The organism is Amycolatopsis sp. CA-126428 (genome assembly GCF_002904335.1).
Classification (GTDB): Bacteria; Actinomycetota; Actinomycetes; order Mycobacteriales; family Pseudonocardiaceae; genus Amycolatopsis.
The window spans coordinates 184,986-206,441 of the sequence record NZ_PPHF01000187.1 but is presented as its reverse complement, the minus strand read 5'-3'; the positions used below and the strand labels follow the sequence as shown (position 1 = coordinate 206,441).

Below are 21,456 nucleotides of genomic sequence, written 5' to 3'. Positions count from 1 at the left end.
CACGAACCACTCCCATTCGCAGCCTGAACACGGGAAAGGCCCGCAGCCACACGGCTACGGGCCCACACCCACACCCACTGCGAAGAGGTCCGTGGCCAGAACACCGCCAACGGCAACCCCCGCCGACGAGAGAGGCACGCCGTCGAAGAGCCCATGCGACGAGCGTCCATCCGGCAACCAGGGCCAGGCCATGCCCGCACCCGCCGGCGCAGCCGTCACCAGCCCCGGCACCACTCCGCCGGGGAACCGTCGGCCTACCGGAGTTCCTCAAGCCAACCATCGCCGAAGCCCACTCGCGTGACCAGCAAAAGCTCACCAGCAGCAGCAGCGAAACCTGCCGCGGCTACCTCGGCCTGCGCCGCCAAAGGGCGGTCACCGCTGCCAGTGCTCGGGCTCCCGGGGACGGGACCTGGACCGCCGCCTCGGGGCCGGTTCGGCGGCGCATTCGGTAGGCCAGCTCCAGTACTTCGAGATCTTCGGGGCGGCGGCGACCGCGGACATCCGGCCGCAGCATCAGCTCCCCCACCGAGACGCGGCTGCCACTGGCACGGTGCGCCGTGCGCGCCATCGAGAACCTCCGCTGCTTTCGCCGACCCGGGCTCCGCGATTCTATGAATTTGATTCGGGTTCGTCACCTTACTCGTGAGTTGTGTCCGGTGCGTGTCCGCCGGGCGTTAGCCTCGGACCATGATCACCATCGGGGGCCTGACCGAAAATGACCGCGCTGCCTGGGAAAACCTGTTCGCCGGCTACAACACGTTCTACGGCAGGACCCTCGCGCCGGAACTCGTGGACCGGGCGTGGCGTGAGTTCGCCCGCGGGGAACGGATGCACGCCCTCGGCGCGTGGGCCGACGGCGAACTCGTCGGCATCGTCCACTTCCTCACGCACGCCAGCACCACCTCCGCCGACGTCTGCTACCTGCAGGATCTCTTCACCGATGCCCACGCCCGCGGGCGTGGGGCCGGCCGCGCCCTCATCGAAGCCGTTGCCGGGTGGGCGCGAGCGCGGGGGTGCGTGCGCCTCTACTGGCACACCCAAACCTCGAACACGACCGCCCGGCGGCTCTATGACCAGGTCGCGCTCGACAAGGGCTTAATGCAGTACCAGATTCCGCTCGGCACCTGACCTCAGCGGCGGTGACGGCCACCGCCGCCACATCCGTGGTGGTGTTCGCCGAAGGAGAAGCCGGCCGGGCGGCGGGCGCCCCACATCGCCGGCCAGTCCGGGGTTGCCGGGCGGCCGCGCGACCAAAGCGGGATCTCCGGGGTCTCGTGGCGCACCGGCGCCGCCTGCTCCGGCGGGTTCGGCTTCGCCTTCACCGGTGCCTTCACCTTGTCGACGATCTTCACCGCCCGGGCCAAAGTTCCGCGATGCCCCGTCTGGCCGACGGAATTCGATTCCGGATCGACGGCCGACGGGGAAATTCCGGCCGGCGCGGCGGGGGGCGTTACGGAATCCGGAGCCGCGGGAGCTGCGGGAGCTGCGGGCGGCGGAGCGTGTTTGGCCGGCGGCACGACGACGTCCGCCGGCAGCGGGACCAGCGCCACGGCCGGGGGTTCCAAGCCGACCGGTGGCCAGGCCGCACCCAGGTCGCGCGAGGACGGCATCGACACCGCCGCGCTGACCCCGCCCGTCAGCGCCAGCGCCCCCGCGACCACGGACAACACCCGCAACCGCGTCAGCGAACGCAAGACCTGCGGCTTCTCCCGGTGACGCGCCACCCGCGGGAACACCACGGTGTCCTCGTCGCGGTAACGATCAAGGGGTGCGTCGGACCGGACCAGCAGCTCGGCGACGGTGACCACCTCTCGGCGCGGAGCCCTACGTGCCATCAAACCCTCCACCTGGGCCGTCCGAACGGACGGCAACGCGTCCGGACGGCCGATCATAGGAACGCTTCAAGTCCGTGTAAAGGCTCGCTCACCCGAGCCGGCCGCCACCGTCCACATGCAGCACCGAACCCGTGACGAACGGGTTCGCCAAGAGGTGCAGCGTGGCGGCCGAAACGTCCTCGGGCCGGCCCACCCGGCGGGCCGGATTCGCGTCCGCGGTCCGGCGGAAGAATTCCGCCTTCGCCTCGCCGAGCCCGTCCCACGCACCCGAGTCGACGATGCCCGGGGAAATCGCGTTGACCCGGACCGGCGCGAGAGCCACAGCCAGCGCTTCGGCGAGGAACGCGACCGCGCCGTTCGTCGTCGCCATGACCGTCCTTTCCGGCGCCGGGCGCCAGGCGGCGACGCCGGAGAACAACACCATGGCCCCACCTTCGCGGAATCGCGGCGCGAAGTGCTTGGCGAGCATCAGGGGACCGACCACTTTGGCGTCGAAGGCCCGCGCGACGGCGGCCCGCTCCAGCGTCGCGACCGGGCCGTTCGCCGGCGCCGCGGCGAGCGAGACCACGAAGTCCACTTCGCCCACTTCTTCGGCAAGCGCTTTCAACGACGATTCCTCGCCGAGATCCGCGAACGCGGCCCGCACTCCCCGCTCCACCAGCGCCGCCGGATGGCGGCCGGCCCAGATCACTTCCGCGCCCGCCGCGCCCGCGTCCACCGCGATCCGCCGGGCGATCCCCGAGCCGCCGCCCACGATGACCAGCCGCTTTCCCTCGAACGACATTTCCGTGCTCCTTTCGTCTCGCACACGGCGTTCAGCGCCGGGCGGCCCCGGAACAATCCCGTCGCGATCCGAAGGTTTTCGATTGCTGCGATAGAATTCGCGAATGCCTACGCTGCGCGCGCTCGAGTGCCTGGTCGCGGTCCTGGACGCGGGCTCGATCACCGAGGCGGCCGCCCGGCTGCACCTGTCGCAGCCCGCGCTGTCCCACCAGATCGGCGCGCTCGAACGGGAATTGGGGACACCGGTGCTGGAACGGCTGCCCCGCGGAGTGCGCCCCACCGCCGCCGGGCGGGCGGTGCTCGCGGACGCGCGGGCGGCGCTGGCCGCCGCCGAGCGGGTGGTCCGGACCGGCCGCGCGGTGGCCGCCGGCGGCGAAGGCACCCTGCGCATCGCGTGCGCGGAGAGCATGACCGCCGGGCTGCTCGCCCCCGTCCTGCGCGCCTGGCACCGCCACCGTCCGGAAGTGCTGCTCACGCTGACCGAGACCACGAGCGCGGACGCGCTGGCCGAAGCAGTGGAAACGGGCGAAGCGGACGTCGCGGTCGGACCGCGGCCGAGCCGCTGGGCCGGGTCCGCCGAGGTGGTGGGGCGCGAGGAGATCGTCGTGGCCCTGGCCGCGGACCACCCGCTCGCTGCCCGGGCGGGCGTCCCGATGACCGCCCTCGCGGGCATTCCGGTGGTGCACTACCACCGGGACAATGGTCTCGGTGGCTGGCTCGACCAGGAGGCTGCGCGGTGCGGGACGGTGCTGGACGCGGTGATGCGGACGAAACAGGCGGCGACGGCGGCTCAGCTCGCCGCGGCGGGACTCGGGGTGGCGCTGGTCCCGACCACCGCGCTGACCCGGAACTTCCCGGGGGCGCTGCGGCGGCTGAAGCCCCCGCTGCACCGGGACGTCGTCACGTTCACCGCGACGCCGTCGGATCCGCTCGTCCGGCGTTTTTCCGCGGACGTGACACACCGCGGGCTCACCGTGCCCGGTGTCCTGTCGGACAAACTGTCCGCAGCGGTCCGTTAAGTCCTGGTGAATCTGACAGATTTCCTACGAAGGTTTTGTGCCATCCAGACGAACTTCTCCATCCAGGGTCGATTTGGCTGTGGCATTCGCCAAAGTTTGGTTCCATCGGATAGCTTGCTCCTACCGGTCAGTACCGGTGGGTGAGGCCGATCGGGTGAGGCGATCAGCGACAGATCGAGGGAAGCGGGGACGACCATGCCCAAGCACCGGCCACGTCGAACGAGCACGCGTTCGGTCCGCCGGGCCGCGGCCGCGCTCGCGGGTGGGGCGCTCGTCGTGCTGCCGACGCTGACCACGGGCCTGCCCGCGCCGGTCGTGGTGGCCAACGCCGGGGACACCCAGCCGGACCAGGCCATCGCCGCCGCTCCGCAGCCGCAGCAGCCGAACATCGTCATGCCGCCGATCGCGGTCGACGGCAGCCTGCCCCAGCCGCCGCTGCCCGAACCGCTGGTCGTGCCCGGCGGGCGGGCCGGCTCCGCCGGCATCTCCGGATCGCTCGGCATCCCGGGAAGCATGCTCAAGGCGTATAAGAACGCCGCGGACATCCTCGCCAAGGAACAGCCGAACTGCCACCTCGACTGGGCGCTGATCGCCAGCATCGGCCGGATCGAGTCCAACCACGCCCGCGGCGGGTACGTCAACGCCAACGGCGACACGCTGGAGCCGATCCTCGGCCCGGTGCTCAACGGCGCGGGCGCGTTCGCCGCGATCGCGGACACCGACGGCGGCAAGTACGACGGCGACACCGTGTGGGACCGCGCGGTCGGCCCGACGCAGTTCATCCCGTCGACGTGGCGCGGCTACGCCTCCGACGGCAACGGCGACGGCGTGTCGAACCCGAACAACATCTACGACGAGACGCTGGCCACCGCGCGCTACCTGTGCTCGGGCGGCCTCGACCTCTCCACCGACGCGGGCCAGCGGATCGCCGTGCGCCGCTACAACAACTCGCAGTCCTATGTGGACACTGTGCTGGCCTGGGCCTCGGCCTACCGCGGCGGGGTGGCCCAGCTGCCCGACAGCCAGGTGCCGATCGGCGTGCCGAACGCGCCGGACGCCGCCGCGGCCGGGTCCCCGGTCGGCGTCCCGGCGCCGCCCGCGCCGCCGGTCGACAGCCCGCTGACGGAGACCCCGGGCGCCACGCCGACGACGCCGACCTCGCCGGATCCGGCCACCCCGACCACGCCGACGTCCCCGGCGCCGACCACGCCGACGTCCTCGGACCCGGTGACGCCGCCCTCGACGGACCCGACCACGCCGCCGCCGGCGACGACCAGCACCACCACCCCGCCGCCGTCCTCGACGGCCGCCGCCCCGGCCGACTCGACGGACGCCCCCACCTCGACCACCTCGACCAGCTCGGCCGGGTGAACAGGTGGAGCCGTTCCTGGTGCACATCCGCTGCGACACCGACGGCTACACCCATGCCGTCACCGAAGAGGAGTTCGCGGTGGGCCGGCACGAGGGGCGGTTCCGGGCGGTGTGCGGGCACGTCGTGCTGGCGGCGCCGATGATCGAAGAACCCGGCCGGTTCGACCCGGTCTGCCGGGACGTCCTGCGGGCCGGGACAGCGCAGCCGGCTTCGGTGCCCCAGCAGGAGCGACGCCGGCTGCGGTGGCGCAGCCGGCGCTAGTCCACCAGGGCCTGGATGCCGTCGAGCATCCGGTTCAGGCCGAACTCGTACGCGGTGTCGCCCTGCGCCTTGGCGCTCTGGTCGAAGCCCCCGCCGAGCCAGATGCGGTTCATCGCCGGGTGCGCGTCGACGACGAAGTAGTTTTCCCAGAACGATGACCGCTGGTGCCACCACGCCTCGGTCGATTGGCCGGTGCTGCGCTCCAGCCGGGTGTTCTCCGCACCGAGCGCGGCGTTCGCGTCGACGTACGTGCCGATCCCGTTGGCCGCCGCGACGGCCTGCCGCGGCGGCAGCCCGAGCGCGTCCATGATCGACAGCAGGTACTCCTGGCCCGCCAGCTGGCCGGGGCCCAGCGGCGGCCGGACGCGCGAGACCTCGCACAGCCACGGGTGATCGCGGTAGACCTGCCGGGTCCGCTCGGCGTAGAGCGCCACCTGCTCGCGCCAGTCCCCGCGGCGCGGCTCGCCCGGCCCGGGCAGCCGCCGCCCGACGAGCACGTCGTCGACCATCAGGTCCACCAGCTCGGCCTTGCCGGGCACGTAGGTGTAGAGCGTCATCGTGCCGGCGCCGAGCTCCTTGGCGACGCGGTGCATCGACGCGGCGGCGAGCCCGTCGGCGTCCGCGACCGCGATCGCGGCGGCGACGATCCGCTCGATCGTCAGCGTCGGGCGGCGGCCCCTGGTCGGTTCGGCACCGCCGCCGCGGGTGCGCCAGAGCAGCGCGAGCGTCCGGTCGACGTCCTCGGCGCCACTGCGTTCGACGGTCATGCGGTCCCCTCGCTCGTCATCCGGACATTACCCTGGAGAGTGGACGGAGGGGGTGCGAGGAGATGAGCAGGCGCAAACCACCGAAGGTGTCCTTCCGCTGGTGGGTCGACCGGCAGATCGCCGAAGCGCGCGAGCGCGGCGAGTTCGACGACCTGCCCGGCGCCGGCAAGCCGCTGCCCAAGCCCACCGGCAACGACGCCGTGACCGACTGGGTGCTGCGCGAAGTCCGGAAGGGCGGCCACGACACGACGGTGCTGCTGCCGCCGTCGCTCGCGCTCAAGCGCGAAGTCCAGGACCTGCCGGGGAAGCTCGCCGCCGAGCGCACCGAACGGCGGGTGCGGGAGCTCGTCGAGGACCTCAACGAGCGGATCCGCCAGGCCTACCTCAACCACCTCTCCGGTCCCCCGCTCACGGTGGCGCTGGTGGACGTCGAAGAGGCGGTCGAGGACTGGCGGCGGTCAGGAGCCGCGTCGTAGCAACGCCCGTTCCGCCGCGCTCCACGCCGTGGTGGTGAGCAGGTAGATCCCGGCGGCCTGCGGCACGACGAGCGTGGCGAGCACGGTGCCGTAGGGCAGCAGCCGCAGCAGCTTCCCGCCCGGGGCGTCGACGGTGGCCGGCTGGCTGCGCACCGAGAACCAGGCGACGACGGCGAGCCCGGCCGCGATCACGAACACGAGCGGGCCGCCGGCCAGGCCGTGCGCGCCCAGCGGCGTCCCGAGCAGGGTCGCGCCGAGCAGCGAGTTGGGTTCGCCGCCGATCGTGGCCGTGGTGAACAGCCGGTACATGACCGTGAAGAACGGCAACTGCAGCAGCATTGGAAGGCAGCCGACGAACAGGGACGTCCCGGACTCCTGCTGCAGCTTCGTCATCTCCGCGGCCAGCTTTTCCCGGTCACGGCCGTGCTTCTCCCGCAAGGCCTGGATCTCGGGCAGCAGGGCGGTTCGCGCTCGTTCGCCGCGGGCGGCCGAGCGGGCGAGCGGGTGCAGCAGCAGCCGCACGCCGAGGGTGAACACGACGATGGCCAGCGCCGTCGAGAGGGGGCCGGTGAGCACGTGGATCAGGTGGTACGCGCCTTCGACGGGCACGTCGAGAAAGCCGAACATGGGCAGCACTCCGCTGAGTAAGAGGGGTAGGGGTGAGCGGAATGGCTGCGCTGAAGTGGTTCCTACGCAGCCGTGCTGCGGAAACCGGGTGCTCGTGGGCGGCTTCGGCCCGGCCGGCTGGGGTCGCGGAGGCGGATCGACTCGGCACGCCGGGCCCGGCGGCGCAACGCCGTGGCGCGGCTGCGCACCGGCGCCGACCACAGCGCGAGCTCGGCGCGGTGCGTGCTGCCGACCAGCAGGACGACCAGGAGGCTGGCGGCCGCGAGCGAGGCGAAGGCGACCAGCGCGGCCGGGCCGGCCAGCGCGGGGAACGCCAGCTCGAGCAGCGTGTGCACGGCGTCCCCCCTTCCTTCCCCCACCAGAGTAGCGAAAACGCTAACAGCCCGATGGGCTGTAACCTGGTTCGATGAGAGGCCGATGGGTCGTGCCGGTCCTGGCACTGCTGCTGCTGTTCACCGTCCCGTGGTGGACGCTGGTGCTGGCGCCGGACTGGGGTACCGCGGGGACGATCACCGGGACGGCGGTGTTCGTGCTGGGCCTGGTGGCGATGCCGGTCGCCATGGTGCGCGGCCACGGGCGCCGCCAGCGCGACGGCGCCGCCCGCCTCGGCGACACGCTGCTCGCGGTGATCTGGGTGCTGTTCAGCTGGTCGATCCTGAGCCTGGTGCTGCGGGTCGCGCTGCTGGGGGTCGACGACCCGGCGCGGTCGCGGATCGTCGCGGGCGCGGCCGCGCTGATCGCCGCCGGGCTGCTCGTGCACGGCCACCGCGTCGCCATGCGCGTGCCGCCGGTGAAGGCGGTCGACGTCGCCATCCCGCGGCTCGGGCCGGGGCTCGACGGCCTGCGCGTCGCGGTGCTGACCGACACCCACTTCGGGCCGATCGACCGGACGAAGTGGTCGGAGGAGGTCGTCGCGGCGGTCAACGCGCTCGAGGCGGACGTCGTCTGCCACGCGGGCGACCTCGCCGACGGCGCGGTGGCCAAGCGCCGCAAGCAGGTCGACCCGCTCGGCGGCGTCGAGGCCGGGCTCGGGCGGTTCTACATCACCGGCAACCACGAGTACTTCGGCGAGGCCCAGGCGTGGCTCGACCACATGGCAGGGCTCGGCTGGGACACCCTGCACAACCGCGCGACCCTGCTCGAGCGCGGCGGCGACCGGATCCTGTTCGCCGGCATCGACGACCCGACCGGCGCGGCGTCCGGGCTGCCCGGCCACGGCCCCGACCTGGCCGCGGCGCTGGCGGACCGGCCCGCCGACGTGCCGGTGGTGCTCCTCGCGCACCAGCCGAAGCAGGTCGTGCAGGCCCGCGAGGCCGGGGTCGACCTGCAGATCTCCGGCCACACGCACGGCGGGCAGATCTGGCCGTTCCACCTCCTGGTGCGGTTCGACCAGCCGACGCTGTCCGGCCTGAGCCGGCACGGCGAGACGCAGCTGTACAACAGCCGCGGCACGGGCTTCTGGGGCCCGCCGTTCCGGATCTTCGCGCCCAGCGAGATCACGCTCCTGACCTTGCGTCCGGCCTGACGTCTCTCCCCTCGGCGGTCTCGAGGGACCACCGACAACTTTTTTTGTCTTGACAGATCGAAGCGTCGGGTTCACGCTGTCCGCATGACGACGACCACCTCTGCCGACGGCACGAAGATCGCCTACACCCGCGCCGGATCCGGCCCCGCGCTCGTCCTCGTGGACGGCGCGATGTGCTACCGCGGCTCGTCCCCCAATGACGCGCTGGCGAAGGAGCTGGCCGCGCACTTCACCGTGTACACCTACGACCGCCGCGGCCGGGGCGAGAGCGGCGACACCAGGCCGTACACGGTCGAGCGCGAGGTCGAGGACGTCGCGACGCTCGTCAAAGAGGCGGGCGGCGAGGCGTTCCTGTTCGGCATTTCTTCCGGCGCCGCTTTGGCTCTCGAAGCGGCGCGCAGCCTCCCGCTCCCGAAGCTGGCGGTGTACGAGCCACCGTTCATCGTCGACGCCACCCGCGCCCGCGTCCCGGCCGATTACGTGACCCGGCTCGACCAGGCGCTGAAGGAGGGCAAGCGCGGCAAGGCGGTCAAGATGTTCATGACCGAAGGCGTCGGCCTGAGCGGCGCGACGGTGGCGATGATGCGGATCATGCCGTTCTGGGCGAAGCTCAAGAGAGTCGCCCACACGATCCCGTACGACACGGCACTGGTGATCGGCCACCAGGCGGGCGAGCCCCTCCCGGCGGCCTGGCCGGAGGTGACGGTCCCGGCACTGGCGATCGACGGAGGCCGCAGCCCGGACTGGATGCGCAACGGCGTGGCATCGCTGGCGAAGGTGCTGCCATCGGCGGAGTACCGGACGCTGCCGGGCCAGACGCACATCGTGAAGGCGCCGGCGCTGGCTCCGGTGCTGACGGAGTTCTTCCTGGCTTAGGAACTCCTCGGCGATCGCCACCGCCACCCCGTGCGGGTGGCGCGCGACCTCGGCACCCGGACCGTCGCGTTCCCCACCGTCGCCGCCGCCGAACCCGGCCCCATCAATGAGGTCGTCTTCGCCCTCCGCGGCAAGCGGCCATGGCGGCCTTTCGGGCTCGTCACAACTCCCTTGCCTGAACGATCACCGAGCGGGCAGGGTGCAGGCGTGCCCACCCGCGCCCTGGTCTTCGACTTCGACGGCACGCTCGCCGACACCGAATCCGCCGTCCTGCAGTCGTGGCAGGCCGTCTTCCGGGAACACGGCACCGAACTTCCGCTGGATGCCTGGTACGCCGTCATCGGCACCCAGCGCACCACGCCCGCCATGTTCGCCCTGCTCGCCGAGCGTGCACCCGGGATCGACCCGGAAGCGCTGCGGCCGCGGACCCGGGCGCACGTCCTCCGGCTGCTCGAGGACCTCGGCCCGCGCGAAGGCGTGCTCGGCTACCTCGAAACCGCGCGCGCGAACGGCATCAAGCTGGCCGTCGCCTCCAGTTCGTCCGGGGCGTGGGTGAACCCGCACCTCGAACGGCTCGGCATCGACGGCTACTTCGACGCCGTCCTCACCGGGGACCTGCACAAAGCCAAGCCCGATCCCGACCTCTACCTCGCGGCCCTCGACGCACTCGGAACCGCCGCCGACGAAGCCATCGCCTTCGAGGACACCCCGCACGGCGTCACCTCCGCCAAGGCCGCCGGGCTGACCTGCGTCGCCGTGCCGAACGCGATCACCCGGAACCTCGACTTCGAGCAGGCGGACGTCGTGCTGCCGTCGTTCACCGCCAAGCCGCTCGAGGCGCTGCTCAGCCGCTGACCAGCGCCAGCAGCCGGTCCAGGAAGGGCAGCTGGCCCTTCACCAGCTTCTCCCGGGCGTCCCGCAGCGAGAACCAGGCCACCCGGTCCACCTCGGGGAACTCCTGCTGACGACCCGAACGCGGCGGCCACTCCATCGTGAACGTCCCGGGCACCACCGTGGCCGGATCGAGGTCGGCTTCGACCGCCCACGCCGTGACGACCTTGCCGCCCGACTGCTTCACCACGCCCAGCTCGACGTACTCGCCGTCGGGCGCGGGCAGCCCCAGCTCCTCCTCGAACTCCCGCCGGGCCGCCTTCTCGGGGGACTCGTCCGGGTCGAGCTCGCCCTTGGGCAGCGACCACGCGGCCGCGTCCTTCTTCGCCCAGAACGGCCCGCCCATGTGCCCGAGCAGCACTTCGACGTCTTCGCCGCGGCCGCGGTAGAGCAGGAGCCCGGCACTCTGTTTGCCCGCCATGGAGACAGTCTCCCGAAACTCTTCCAAGATTTTTCCGCGAGGGTGTCGAAACCGGCCGTGGCCCGATCGACGCGTAGGCAGAAGCAAGGGAAACCCAGGGAAGGAACCCCACCATGACCGCCACCATCGCCCACGAAACCCGCACCACCACCCCGGCCAAGACCCAGGTCACCGGCCTCGTGATCGGCGCGAGCCGGATCGTGATCTCGTTCCTGTTCGGCTTCCACGGCCTGCAGGGATTCGGGCTCTTCGGCGGCATCGACGGCCAGGGCGGCGGCGTCCCGTTCGGCTCGTTCCCCGGCTGGTGGGGCAGCGTTTTCGAGCTCGTGGGCGCCGCGCTGCTGCTCGTCGGGCTGGCGAGCAGGCCGGCCGCGATCCTGCTCTCCGGCGTGATGGCCTACGCCTACTTCACCGTGCACGCCCCGATGGGCCTGCTGCCGCTGCAGAACATGGGTGAGCCCGCCGCGGTGTACTCGTGGATCTTCCTGCTGTTCGCCGCGATCGGCCCCGGCCGCCTCGCGCTCGACAACCTCATCAAGCGCTGAGGGGCTGGCTCGGGGCGCGGTCCGGTGAACCTCATTCAGCCGCCGGCCGGCGCAACTGTCGCTACTTGCGGGTGCGTTGCGATCCGTAGCGCTGGCCTGACCAGAATGAGGTTCAATCAGTAGCCGCCCTGGGCGGCCGCGAGGTCGGACCGCGCCATCACGTGTTCCATCAGGCTGGTCAGCACCTGCTTCGTCGAGTCGCGCTCGCGGGCGTCGCACAGCAGCAGCGGGACGTCCATGCCGACGTCGAGCGCCTGCCGGACCTCCTCGGTGCCGTAGCGGTACGCGCCGTCGAAGCAGTTCACGCCGACGACGAACGGCAGGTTGCGGCGCTCGAAGAAGTCCACCGCGGCGAAGCAGCTGTCGAGCCGCCGCGTGTCGGCCAGCACGACGGCGCCGAGCGCGCCCTCCGCCAGCTCGTCCCACATGAACCAGAACCGGTCCTGCCCCGGCGTGCCGAACAGGTAGAGGATCAGGTCGGGGTTGATCGTGATGCGGCCGAAGTCGAGCGCGACCGTCGTGGTCGTCTTCTGCTCGACGCCGGACAGGTCGTCGACACCCTCGGACGCGGTGGTGATGACCTCCTCGGTTCGCAGTGGCGGCACTTCGCTCACCGAGCCGACCATCGTGGTCTTGCCGACCCCGAACCCGCCGGCGATGAGTACCTTGACCGCGGTCGCGGTCAGGTTCCGCCGGGGGTCAGAGTTTCCGGATGCCATCAAGAACCGCCTGCAATACGTGTCGGTTGGGGGTTTCCTTGGCCGGTGCCGCGGTACGGAACAGCACCAGGTTCTGCTCGATGAGGTCGCTCAGCATCACCTTCACCACGGGCAGCGGGAGATCGACCCGGGCGGCCACCTCGGCCACCGAGACCGGCCGCTGGCACAAGGCGATGATCCGCGCGTACTCCGGTTCGAGCATGCCCGCCTCGTGCGCGGTGCGCAGGGCGACCACGAGCGTGATGAGGTCGAGCCCGAGCGTGTCCGACCGGGTGCGGCCGCCCGTGACCGCGTAGGACCGGACCAGGGGGCCGGCCTCGTCGTCGAACCAGGCTTCGTGCCGTGCGCTCATGGCGACGTGGGCAGGACGCCGGCACCGGTCCGCGGGGCCGAGGTGAGGACCTGGCCGACGCGCTTCACCATCAGGTTCATCTCGTACGCGACCAGCCCCATGTCCGCGTCTTCGCGGGCCAGCAGGGCGAGGCAGGCGCCCCGCCCGGCCGCCGTCACGAACAGGAACGCGTGGTCCATCTCGACCATCGTCTGGCGGACGTTGCCGCCGCCGAAGTGCCGCCCGGTGCCGCGGGCCAGGCTCTGGAACGCCGAAGCCACCGCGGACAGGTGTTCGGCGTCCTCCTCGGAAAGGTTGCCCGACCTCCCGATGAGCAGGCCGTCCGAGGACAGCACCACCGCCCGGTCCGCCCCGGCGACCCGCTTGACGAGGTCGTCCAGCAGCCAGTCGAGCTCGTGGGCGCCTGAGTTGACCATTACTCGCGCTCTCCGTACCTGTCGTCGTTCTCGGGAAACTCTTCGTCTCGGGCCCGCCGGGTGCCCTGCTGGAAGGCGGACAGCCTGCTGCGGGCGACCTCCGGGGAGTCCAGCCGGACCTCTTCGCGTTCCGCGGTCGCCGGCTTATCTTCCCGCAGCTGCGGGACGAGGCTCTGCTGGCGTCGCCGCTGCGGCAGCGGCGGGCGGCCGGGCGCCTCCGGGCGGCGCGGCTGCTGCGGGCGGCTTTCGGGCGTCGCCGCGGCCCGCGGCTCCTGCGGCGGCCACACCGGCTGCTGCGCGGCCGGCCGCGCCGGGCGCGAGGACCGGGCGGGCGGGGCGGGCGGCCGGACCGCGGCCACGGGCTGGGCCTGGGTCGGCTGGCTCACCGGCTCCGACACCGACCCGACCGGGACCGGCGTCGGCGCGGACGACGGCTGGGCGGACGGCTGGACCGGGGCCGGCGGCGGGACGGTCACCGGCGGGGCCGCCATCGGCGGCACCGGCGTGGGCGGCTGGCTCACGGCCGCGGGAGCGGTCGGGGGCGCCGGCGGGGCGGCGGGCGGCTCGGTGCGGTGCCGGGGCGGACGGCGGACCGGCCGCTTGAGCGGCGCGACCTCGTCGTTGGCCGTCGTCTCGGGCTCGGCCAGGTTGGGGACGAGCTCCGGCTTCGGCGGGGTGATCGGCTGCTCCGGCTCGATCTCGGCGAGCGGGGCGAGCAGGTCGGTGCGCACCAGGACGATGGCCCGGGTGCCGCCGTAGGCCGACTCCCGCAGGTGCACCTGGATGCCGTGCCGCGCGGCCAGCCGCGCGACCACGAACAGGCCCAGGCGGGGCTCGTCCGACAGCGCCATGATCCCGAAGTCCGGCGGGTCGGCCAGCATCGTGTTGATCTCTTCGGTCTGGTCCGGCTCGAGCCCGAGGCCCTGGTCCTCGACCTCGATCACGACGCCCTTGCCGACCACGTTGCCGCGGATCTCGACCCGGGACTGCGGCGGCGAGAACGCCGTCGCGTTGTCGATCAGCTCGGCGAGCAGGTGCACGAGGTCGCCGACGACCGGGCCGCGGACGGCGATCTGCGGCAGCACCGCCGCCTTGACCCTGGCGAAGTCCTCGGTCTCGGCGGACGCGCCGCGGACCAGTTCGGCGAGCCCGACCGGGTTGCGCCACTGACGGCCCGGCTGCCCGCCGCCGAGGATGATCAGGTTCTCGGCGTTGCGGCGGGCGCGGGTGGAGAGGTGGTCGAGCTGGAACAGGGTGTCCAGCTGCTCCGGGTCCTCCTGCTTGCGCTCGGCCTGGTCGAGCACCTTGAGCTGGCGGTGCACGATGACCTGGCTGCGGTGGGCGATGTTGAGGAACACCGTCTTGGTGCCCTCCCTGGTCTTCGCCTCTTCGATGGCGGCCGCGATGGCGGTCTGCTGCGCCTTGTTGAACGCGTCGGCGACCTGGCCGATCTCGTCGGTGCCGTGGTCGAGGAAGTGGCCGCCCTCCTCGAGGTCGACGGGCTCGCCCGCCTGGACCCGGGCGACCAGCTCGGGCAACCGGACCTCGGCCGCGTCGAGGGTGTCCTCGCGCAGCCGGTGCAGGCGGCCGATGAGCCGGTTCGACAGCCGGACGGCGACGAACACCACGAAGACCGCGAACAGGACCGCGATCACGCCGGCGATCAGCGACTCGGTGAACGTCGAGTCCGCGTCGTTGATCGCCGCCTGGCTCGCGTTGGAGCTCTGGAGGATGAAGATGCCCATCAGCGCGGAACCGACCTGGCGGGCGGCGGTGCGCCACTGGTCCTGCGGCACCGGCAGCTTCGACAGGTCACCGCGCAGGAACGTGGTCTCGACCTGGTTCACCGTCTGCCACGGCTGGCTGGCCAGCAGCTCGTCGTACTTGGCCTTGACCTCGGGGATCAGCTTCGGCGCCGAGGCGTCGAGCTGGGCGTGGTAGGCACCGACCTGACCGACGTAGGTCCGGAAGTCGTCGTTGCTCAGCCCGCCCGCGGCCAGCCCGGCGGCGGCGAGCGCGTCACTGCGCTGCATCGCGTCGGCCGCGGTGAACAGCGGGATGGCGGTCAGCCGGTCGAAGGCGTTCTGGGCGCCGCGCGCGTTCTGCGCGAGCCCGGCCACGCCGTCGGTGAACTGGTCGATCATCTTGTTGTAGTAGACGAAGGCCTGGTTGATCTGCATCTGGCCGCCGTCGATGGCCTGCCGGTTCTGCGGCAGCTGCTGGTACAGCCCGAAGAACGTGGTGATGTTCTTCAGCACGCTCGGCGGGGTGTCGTCGTAGTCGGCGAAGCTGTCCTTGAGGTACTGGATCGTCTTCGCGGCGTTCTCGTCCGTCTTCGGCCGGACGGCCGCCAGCACGGCACGCTGGTTGCTCTGGCCCGCGAGCAAGCTCAGCGTGGCCTGGCGCTCCTGCTGCAGTGAGGCGAGGAAGGGGATCGACGGGGCTTCCGAGCCCCGGATGCGGTTCGTGTAGTCCCGGCCGGTTACCGCGTCGTAGATGAGGTAACCCGCGAGGGCCACACCGACCAGCAACAGCGCGATACTGGGGACGAGCGCGATCGTGAGCACGCGCTTCCGAATCGAGGATCCCCGGTTGCGTCGAAGAGAAATCTGCTTCACCTGGGTCCGTTTTCCTTCCGGCAGTACATGGTTTCGGGTCGCCCGAGGCGTTCGACACCCGGATTCCGACCAGCCGGATCAACATCACCGTGGTCTGCTTCGCCCGCGACGACGTTAGGCAGCCCTCCAGGGCGCGTCAAGTCCGTGGCGAGAACGTGATCTTGGAACGGTGACCCCTCAACACTCGCTGCCTGCGCTTGGAAAGTCCACCACCGTAAGTCGTGACCTTCGTCGCAGGGCGACTTTCGTTCCCCGTACGGATGTGAGCACTGGGAGCGCTCCCGATCGCCGCCGTGCGTCCCGGCCGGCCCCTCTACGTACGACAGCGACGAATCGTTCGGTGACAAACATCACGGACCCGCACTCGCACCCCCGCACCCCGCCTTCGTCCGGAGTGGACAGCCGCGGGAAAGCGGAATGCGCAGGATCGGCGAAACGCTGCCGCGGATTCGCCGGAGACCGAGCGAGAATTCCCGGTATTCCGCATTCGCGGTCGGTCGATCACGCTGTGGTGGCCCGGTACCGGTTCCGCGGCTGCGGCAAGCACTCAGCCCGGGAACTCGTCGGCCAGCGTGTTCCAGAAGAGCAGTTCGTAGCTCTGGAACAGCCGCGCGCAGCGGTGCGCTTCGCGGTCGTCGAGCCGGTGGGCGTCGAGGCCGGCCTGGATCGCGGCGAGCGCTTGTTCTTCTATTTCCGGAACGTCCGCAGCGAAAAAGTCGAAGAACGCGCACTGCTCGTCGGTGAAGCCGTAGTGCTCCCGCATGCCGGCGGCGACGTCCCGGCAGTACCGGCCGAAGGCGGCGAAGTTGGCGAAGATCCCGGCCGCGGTCGCCGACGACTCGCCGTTCAGCGCGAGCCAGGCGACGTAGGCCGGGTAGACCTGGCAGCCGGCGCGGGGCAGTTCCCGCCCGTGGTCCGGACCAGTCGCCGCGAGCAACGCGTCGAGCATCCCGTTCGCCTGCTGCTCGCCCGGCGCGAGCCCGCCGAAGAAGGTGCGCGCGTTCGGTTCGTCGGCCCGGGCGGCCAGCGCGTGGAAGCTGCGCCAGTCGCTGAGCGTGATCAGCTTCTCCTCGGCGGCGAGCGCGGCGAACACCGCACGCGGGGCCCGGCCCGCGGCGATCAGCGGCACGAGCCGGTTGTCGCCGTCGTGCGGCGCGAGTTCCGCCTGGATCTCTTCGAGCAGCTTGCGCGCCGACCGCGTCATCGATTCCCCCCGGAGTCCGCCGTCCCTCGTGGAAGCAGCCCCTCCATTGAAGCGCGGTTCCGGCGCGGCCGCCCGTGTACACAGTGGACAGTGGTGGAGACCTGACCGCTATGTCCGGTTCGACGGTGCCGCTTGACGTGGCCGCGATTCTCTATCCCCCTGCGCCGGGAGCCCCTACAGTGTGGCCATCCGGAGTACCGAGGAGGCCAGCGTTGACCACCCCGTCCGTCGCCGAGCAGACCGAAGGCCAGACGATCCCGCGGCTGCTGCACCGCAACGCGGTCGAGTACCCGGACCTGCCGGCGATCACCTCGCTCGACATCGAAGGACAACCGACGCTGACGTGGGCGGAGTTCCGCACCGCGATCGCCGAGGTCTCCCGGGGGCTGGCCGGGCTCGGGCTCGCCGCCGGTGACCGCATGCTGATCATGGCGCCCGGCTGCCCCGACCACATCGTCGCCGACCTCGCCGCGACGCACCTGTCCGGGATCCCCTGCACCGCCTACGCCACGCTCAGCCCGGACCAGATCCGGTTCGTCGCGCGGCACAGCGCGGCACCGGTCGTGGTGCTCGGCGGGGAGAGCGAGCTGGCGCGCTGGCGGCCGGTACTCGACGACCTCCCGGCGCTGCGGCACGTCGTCGTAATGGAGGAGACCGCGATCCCCGGCGGCGACGACCGGTTCGTTTCCCTCGCCGATCTGCGCGCCCGGGGCCGGGAAGCGCTTGCCGCCGACCCCGGCGTCTTCGAACGGTCCTGGCCGGAGATCAAGCCGGACGACCCGCTGTCCATGATCTACACCTCCGGCACCACCGGCGACCCGAAGGGCGTCGTCCTTTCGCACCGCAACGCGATCCACCAGGCGTACGCGGTCACCGAGCTGCACCACCCGCCGATGCACGCGACGAACATCGCGTACCTGCCGCTGGCCCACATCGCCGAGCGCGAGCTGTCGATCTACCTGCCGATCGTCTGGGCGGGGCACGTGCACACCCTCGCCGACCCGACCGGTGTCGTCGGCGCGCTCGGCAAGGTGCACCCGCAGAGCTTCTTCGGCGTCCCGCGCGTGTGGGAGAAGATGGTCGCCGGGCTCAAGAACATGCTCGGCGGCGTCCCGGAGGACAGGCGCACCGCGCTGCTGCAGGCGAACGAGCTGCTGCAGCAGGGCTACAAGCTGCGCAGCGCCGGGCAGCCGGTGCCCGCGGACCTGGCCGAGAAGATCCGGCAGGCCGACGAAGCCGCGCTGGCGCCGGTGCGCGCCCTGCTCGGGCTCGACAAGGTGCTCGTCGCCTCCAGCGGCGCGGCCGCCATCCCGGTGGAGATCATCTACTTCCTGGCCGGGCTCGGCATCGAGATCTGCGAGGTCTGGGGCCTGTCCGAGACGACGGGCGCGGCGACGTCCAACTCCGGCGCGGCGTTCCGCGCGGGCACCGTCGGCAAGCCACTGGACGGCGTCGAGGTGAAGGTCGCCGAGGACGGCGAGCTGCTGGTGCGCGGCCCGATCGTGTTCCTCGGGTACCTCCAGGAGGACGGGACGATCCAGGACGCCACCGACGCGGACGGCTGGTACGCCACCGGCGACATCGGCACGGTCGACGAAGACGGCTTCGTGACGATCACCGACCGCAAGAAGGAACTGATCATCACCTCGAGCGGCAAGAACATCGCGCCGACCCGCGTCGAGGGCCTGCTCAAGGAGCACCCGCTGATCGGCCAGGCGGTCGCGATCGGCGACGACCGGCCGTACGTGACGGCGCTGATCGTGCTCGACGACGAGATCGCGCCCGGCTGGGCCGCGGCGAACGGCGTCGAGGCGGCCCCCGAAGACCTCACAGAGCTCGCCGACCACCCGGCCGTCCGGGCCGAGCTGGAACGCGCGGTCGAGTCGGCCAACAGCAGGCTCGCGCGGATCGAGCAGATCAAGCGCTACCACGTGCTCCCGAAGGCGTGGACGCCCGAATCCGGCGAGCTGACCCCGACGCTCAAGCTCAAGCGCCGGGTCATCAACGACCGCTATTCGGCCGACATCGAGGCTCTCTACGCGGCGGTGCGCGACCCCGAGCCGGCCGCCGGGTCCTAGTGGTCACCTCGTCGTGAGTGGTAACGCGGGTTAGAACCCGCGTTACCACTCACGACCGGGTCAGGCGGTCCGGGGCGAGGTCGTTTCCGTCCACTTGCGCAGCCGTGGCGGGACGCGCTTCTCCAGGCCGTAGTTCTCCAGGTGGGCGGAGAAGACCTCGTCGAACGCCTTCTGCACGGTCTCGGTGTCCCACACCGGGCGCTCGAGGATCGGCTGCTTGAGGAACGGCTGGCCCATGACGTGCAGCTGCGGGCCGTTGCACCGGATCATCTGCCCGGTGATGCCGTCCGAACCCTCGCCGAGCAGGAACAGCACGACCGGCGCGATCCGCGACGGCGTGCGGTCCGGCGGGCAGGCGCGCAGAGAGCGTTCGGACTTCCACACCATCCGCGTGTGCGCGAGCGGGCAGACGGCGTTGACGCGGATCCCGACGTCCTCGAGGTCGAGGGCCCAGGAGTAGGTCAGGGACGCGACCGCGCCCTTGCTCGCCGCGTACACGCCGAGCTTGCGCTGCCCGAGCGAAGCGCCCGAGGAGATGTTGACGATCGAACCGCCGGTGCCCGCGTCGACCATCGCCTTGATCGCGGCCAGGCCGGTGTTCACCACGCCGAGGACGTTGACCGCGACGAGCTCCCGCGCCTGCTCGGCGTCGTCCTCCCAGGGCAGCGCCTCGTAGTTCAGCCCCGCGTTGTTGACCAGCCCGTCGATCCCGCCGAACTCCTTGACGCACAGGTCGACGATCTCCTGCGCCTCCCCCGCCTCGGCCACGCTGTGCCCGCTCGCGACGGCGCGGCCGCCGTGCGCCCGGATGGTGTCCGCCGTCCGCTCCGCCAGCTCGGCGTCGACGTCGTTGACCACCACTGCCCCGCCCGCGCGCGCGATGTGCACCGCGAACGCTTCGCCCAGGCCCCGGCCGGCGCCGGTGACCACGACCGCCTTGCCCTCCATCAACCCGTCCATCGCTTCTCCCCGATCTGCAGCGCCGGCGGCGCGCGGTCCGTCCACCCCGGCCGGCTCACTGTCCAGTCTTGGCCCATTCGGTCCAACGCGGCATCGGCGCGACGACGAGCGGCCGCCGCCTTGCGCCGAGCGAGTCCGGTTCGATCAGCCGGACGTACCCGGGGGCCGGTCACGAGGGGGTGACTGGCTCGCATTCAGGGGACATCGGCGCGTAACCGGCGGCATACTGTGGGTGCTTCCCGGTGGTAGGCCGTGACTCCCCCGGACGGCGTCGTCACCGGAGAGGCACAATGCGACGGTCCAGTTCACTCGATCGGGGGACGGTGGTGGTGACGAGGTGACAACGCGCGCGACACCCCGGCTCCGGGCCGTCCTGGCCAACCGCGAGTTCCGCGCGCTGTGGTTCGCCGAGACGCAGTCGATGCTCGGTGACCAGCTGACCATCGTCGCGCTGGCCATCCTGACCTTCGACCGGACCGGGTCGCCGCTGCTGTCGGCCGTCGTCTACTCCCTGACGTTCCTGCCCGCGCTCGCCGGCGGGCTCGGCCTGTCCCAGCTCGCCGACCGGTTCCCCCGGCGCGCGGTGCTGGTGATCGGCTCGCTCGCCCAGGCCGTCCTGATCGGGCTGATGGCCCTGCCCGGGATGCCGATGGGCTGGCTGTTCGCGCTGTTCGTCCTCGCGAGGCTGGCGAACGCGCCCGGCAACGCCGCGCAGAACGCGCTCGGGCGCGAGGTCTTCACCGACGACGACGTCTACCTGCAGAGCCAGGACCTGCGCGGGATCACGAACAACACCGCGATGCTGGCCGGCCTCGCCGTCGGCGGGCTGCTGGTGACCACGATCGGGACGTCGTGGGCGCTGGCGATCGACGCGCTGACGTTCCTGGTGGCCGCCGTCGCCGTGTGGCTGCTGGTGCTGCGGCGGCCCGCCGCGGGCGACGGCGGTGCCCCGTGGTTCGGCGCCGTCCGGCAGGTTTTCGGCGACGAACGGCTGCGGGTGCTGCTCTACCTGTCCTGGCTCGTCGGCCTGGCGGTGATCCCGGAGGGCCTCGCGGCGCCGCTCGCCGCACAGCTGGGCGCGGGCGACCAGGCGGTGGGCTGGCTGCTGGCCGCCGATCCGCTGGGCTTCGTCGCCGGGACGTTCCTGCTGTCGCGGTTCGTCACGACCGAGCACCGCCGCAAGCTGCTCGGCGTGCTCGCCGCGCTGCCGCTGGCCGCGCTGGCGGCGTTCGCGCTGCGGCCGAACCTGGCGTTCGCGCTGATCCTGCTCGCGCTGGCCGGCGCGACGGGCGCGTACGTCATCACGGTGTCCGCCACGTTCATCACGTGGGTGCCGAACGACATCCGGGGCAGCGCGGGTGGGCTGTACCGGACCGGGCTGCGGGTCGCGCAGGGCGTGGGTGTCGGCGTGGGTGGGCTGGTCGCGCAGGCGCTGGGTTCCGCGCACACGACCATCGCGCTGGCGGGCGCGGTGGGACTGCTGCTGGCCGTGCCGGTGGCGTTCGCCTGGCGCCGGGTGGGCGGGGCGGCACCGCAACCGTGGCCGTCGTGAGCGCCAGGTGCCACCTCCGGGTACGGCCAAGATCATGAATGGCATTCGCGGACGCCACGGGTGACAATTCGAGGGTGGTTCAGAAGTCGCGGTTGCTCATGGGGGCCACCTCCATGCGGGGAGAGTCTCGCAGAACCGTTTGCGCCGCGTTCCCGGCAG

General features: G+C 71.7%; 23 protein-coding genes. 11 read left to right on the top strand and 12 right to left on the bottom strand.

Annotated features, from left to right (window positions below; all coding sequences use genetic code 11):
• Positions 1 to 687: 687 nt before the first annotated feature.
• Positions 688 to 1,128, top strand: coding sequence for a GNAT family N-acetyltransferase (locus C2L58_RS48415; protein ID WP_103344363.1), 441 nt, complete (start codon positions 688 to 690; stop codon positions 1,126 to 1,128).
• 2 nt (positions 1,129 to 1,130) lie between these two features.
• On the opposite strand, the gene C2L58_RS48410 is transcribed toward C2L58_RS48415, so the two are convergent.
• Complete coding sequence (locus tag C2L58_RS48410) at positions 1,131 to 1,835, bottom strand: hypothetical protein (RefSeq protein WP_233226352.1); 705 nt, start codon at positions 1,833 to 1,835, stop codon at positions 1,131 to 1,133.
• 88 nt (positions 1,836 to 1,923) lie between these two features.
• Positions 1,924 to 2,619, bottom strand: coding sequence for an SDR family oxidoreductase (locus tag C2L58_RS48405; RefSeq protein WP_103344361.1), 696 nt, complete (start codon positions 2,617 to 2,619; stop codon positions 1,924 to 1,926).
• Positions 2,620 to 2,722: 103 nt separating this feature from the next.
• Here C2L58_RS48405 and C2L58_RS48400 point away from each other — a divergent pair, with 103 nt between their 5' ends.
• The 3 genes from C2L58_RS48400 (at position 2,723) to C2L58_RS48390 (ending at position 5,270) form a co-directional block, all read left to right on the top strand.
• A complete protein-coding gene (locus C2L58_RS48400; protein WP_103344360.1) occupies positions 2,723 to 3,637 on the top strand; it encodes a LysR family transcriptional regulator in 915 nt (304 codons plus the stop codon).
• 195 nt (positions 3,638 to 3,832) lie between these two features.
• Positions 3,833 to 5,008 carry a lytic transglycosylase domain-containing protein gene (locus C2L58_RS48395; RefSeq protein WP_103344359.1) on the top strand — a complete coding sequence of 392 codons (1,176 nt, stop codon included), beginning with the start codon at positions 3,833 to 3,835 and terminating at the stop codon, positions 5,006 to 5,008.
• Between the two features lie 4 nt (positions 5,009 to 5,012).
• Positions 5,013 to 5,270 (top strand): hypothetical protein, encoded by a 258-nt coding sequence (locus C2L58_RS48390; protein ID WP_103344358.1) that lies wholly within the window; start codon positions 5,013 to 5,015, stop codon positions 5,268 to 5,270.
• Here the strand turns inward: C2L58_RS48390 and C2L58_RS48385 are convergent.
• Positions 5,267 to 6,037, bottom strand: a complete 771-nt coding sequence (locus C2L58_RS48385; protein ID WP_103344357.1) for a TetR/AcrR family transcriptional regulator — start codon at positions 6,035 to 6,037, stop codon at positions 5,267 to 5,269. The genes C2L58_RS48390 and C2L58_RS48385 overlap by 4 nt on opposite strands.
• Positions 6,038 to 6,099: 62 nt before the next feature.
• Here C2L58_RS48385 and C2L58_RS48380 point away from each other — a divergent pair, with 62 nt between their 5' ends.
• Positions 6,100 to 6,513 carry a J-domain-containing protein gene (locus C2L58_RS48380; RefSeq protein ID WP_103344356.1) on the top strand — a complete coding sequence of 138 codons (414 nt, stop codon included), beginning with the start codon at positions 6,100 to 6,102 and terminating at the stop codon, positions 6,511 to 6,513.
• On the opposite strand, the gene C2L58_RS48375 is transcribed toward C2L58_RS48380, so the two are convergent.
• Positions 6,496 to 7,140 (bottom strand): YidC/Oxa1 family membrane protein insertase, encoded by a 645-nt coding sequence (locus C2L58_RS48375; protein ID WP_103344355.1) that lies wholly within the window; start codon positions 7,138 to 7,140, stop codon positions 6,496 to 6,498. The genes C2L58_RS48380 and C2L58_RS48375 overlap by 18 nt on opposite strands.
• 62 nt (positions 7,141 to 7,202) lie before the next feature.
• Positions 7,203 to 7,499, bottom strand: a complete 297-nt coding sequence (locus tag C2L58_RS48370; RefSeq protein ID WP_233226351.1) for a DUF6412 domain-containing protein — start codon at positions 7,497 to 7,499, stop codon at positions 7,203 to 7,205.
• 47 nt (positions 7,500 to 7,546) lie between these two features.
• Here C2L58_RS48370 and C2L58_RS48365 point away from each other — a divergent pair, with 47 nt between their 5' ends.
• From C2L58_RS48365 to C2L58_RS48355, 3 genes are all read left to right on the top strand, one after another.
• Positions 7,547 to 8,665, top strand: a complete 1,119-nt coding sequence (locus C2L58_RS48365; protein ID WP_233226350.1) for a metallophosphoesterase — start codon at positions 7,547 to 7,549, stop codon at positions 8,663 to 8,665.
• 84 nt (positions 8,666 to 8,749) lie between these two features.
• Positions 8,750 to 9,541: an alpha/beta fold hydrolase gene (locus C2L58_RS48360; protein ID WP_103344352.1), complete on the top strand. Its 792-nt coding sequence runs from the start codon at positions 8,750 to 8,752 to the stop codon at positions 9,539 to 9,541.
• A gap of 207 nt (positions 9,542 to 9,748) precedes the next feature.
• Positions 9,749 to 10,396 (top strand): HAD family hydrolase, encoded by a 648-nt coding sequence (locus tag C2L58_RS48355; protein ID WP_103344351.1) that lies wholly within the window; start codon positions 9,749 to 9,751, stop codon positions 10,394 to 10,396.
• On the opposite strand, the gene C2L58_RS48350 is transcribed toward C2L58_RS48355, so the two are convergent.
• Positions 10,386 to 10,853: an NUDIX domain-containing protein gene (locus tag C2L58_RS48350; protein ID WP_103344350.1), complete on the bottom strand. Its 468-nt coding sequence runs from the start codon at positions 10,851 to 10,853 to the stop codon at positions 10,386 to 10,388. The two genes, C2L58_RS48355 and C2L58_RS48350, sit on opposite strands and share 11 nt — an antisense overlap.
• Before the next feature lie 113 nt (positions 10,854 to 10,966).
• Between C2L58_RS48350 and C2L58_RS48345 the strand changes: the two genes are divergently transcribed.
• Entirely contained in the window at positions 10,967 to 11,398 is a 432-nt protein-coding gene (locus tag C2L58_RS48345; protein WP_103344349.1) for a DoxX family protein, read from the top strand.
• A 116-nt stretch (positions 11,399 to 11,514) separates the two neighbouring features.
• Here the strand turns inward: C2L58_RS48345 and C2L58_RS48340 are convergent, their stop codons facing one another.
• The 5 genes from C2L58_RS48340 to C2L58_RS48320 form a co-directional block, all read right to left on the bottom strand.
• Positions 11,515 to 12,117, bottom strand: a complete 603-nt coding sequence (locus tag C2L58_RS48340; protein ID WP_103344348.1) for a GTP-binding protein — start codon at positions 12,115 to 12,117, stop codon at positions 11,515 to 11,517.
• Positions 12,098 to 12,469, bottom strand: a complete 372-nt coding sequence (locus C2L58_RS48335; protein WP_103344347.1) for a DUF742 domain-containing protein — start codon at positions 12,467 to 12,469, stop codon at positions 12,098 to 12,100. Before C2L58_RS48335 ends, C2L58_RS48340 begins: the two co-directional genes overlap by 20 nt.
• The gene (locus C2L58_RS48330; RefSeq protein ID WP_013229428.1) at positions 12,466 to 12,885 is read right to left on the bottom strand and encodes a roadblock/LC7 domain-containing protein; all 420 of its coding nucleotides are present in this window, start codon (positions 12,883 to 12,885) and stop codon (positions 12,466 to 12,468) included. Before C2L58_RS48330 ends, C2L58_RS48335 begins: the two co-directional genes overlap by 4 nt.
• Positions 12,885 to 15,452, bottom strand: a complete 2,568-nt coding sequence (locus C2L58_RS48325) for a sensor histidine kinase (RefSeq protein ID WP_103344346.1) — start codon at positions 15,450 to 15,452, stop codon at positions 12,885 to 12,887. The genes C2L58_RS48330 and C2L58_RS48325 overlap by 1 nt, the downstream gene beginning before the upstream one ends.
• 598 nt (positions 15,453 to 16,050) lie before the next feature.
• Positions 16,051 to 16,707 carry a transcriptional regulator gene (locus C2L58_RS48320; protein ID WP_103344345.1) on the bottom strand — a complete coding sequence of 219 codons (657 nt, stop codon included), beginning with the start codon at positions 16,705 to 16,707 and terminating at the stop codon, positions 16,051 to 16,053.
• 212 nt (positions 16,708 to 16,919) lie between these two features.
• On the opposite strand from C2L58_RS48320, the gene C2L58_RS48315 reads away from it, so the two are divergent.
• Entirely contained in the window at positions 16,920 to 18,785 is a 1,866-nt protein-coding gene (locus C2L58_RS48315) for an AMP-dependent synthetase/ligase (protein ID WP_103344344.1), read from the top strand.
• A 60-nt stretch (positions 18,786 to 18,845) separates the two neighbouring features.
• Here the strand turns inward: C2L58_RS48315 and C2L58_RS48310 are convergent, their stop codons facing one another.
• Positions 18,846 to 19,745: an SDR family NAD(P)-dependent oxidoreductase gene (locus C2L58_RS48310; protein ID WP_103344343.1), complete on the bottom strand. Its 900-nt coding sequence runs from the start codon at positions 19,743 to 19,745 to the stop codon at positions 18,846 to 18,848.
• A 337-nt stretch (positions 19,746 to 20,082) separates the two neighbouring features.
• Between C2L58_RS48310 and C2L58_RS48305 the strand changes: the two genes are divergently transcribed.
• On the top strand, positions 20,083 to 21,297 hold the full coding sequence (locus tag C2L58_RS48305; RefSeq protein WP_103344342.1) for an MFS transporter: 1,215 nt from the start codon (positions 20,083 to 20,085) through the stop codon (positions 21,295 to 21,297).
• The last annotated feature ends 159 nt before the right edge of the window (positions 21,298 to 21,456 follow it).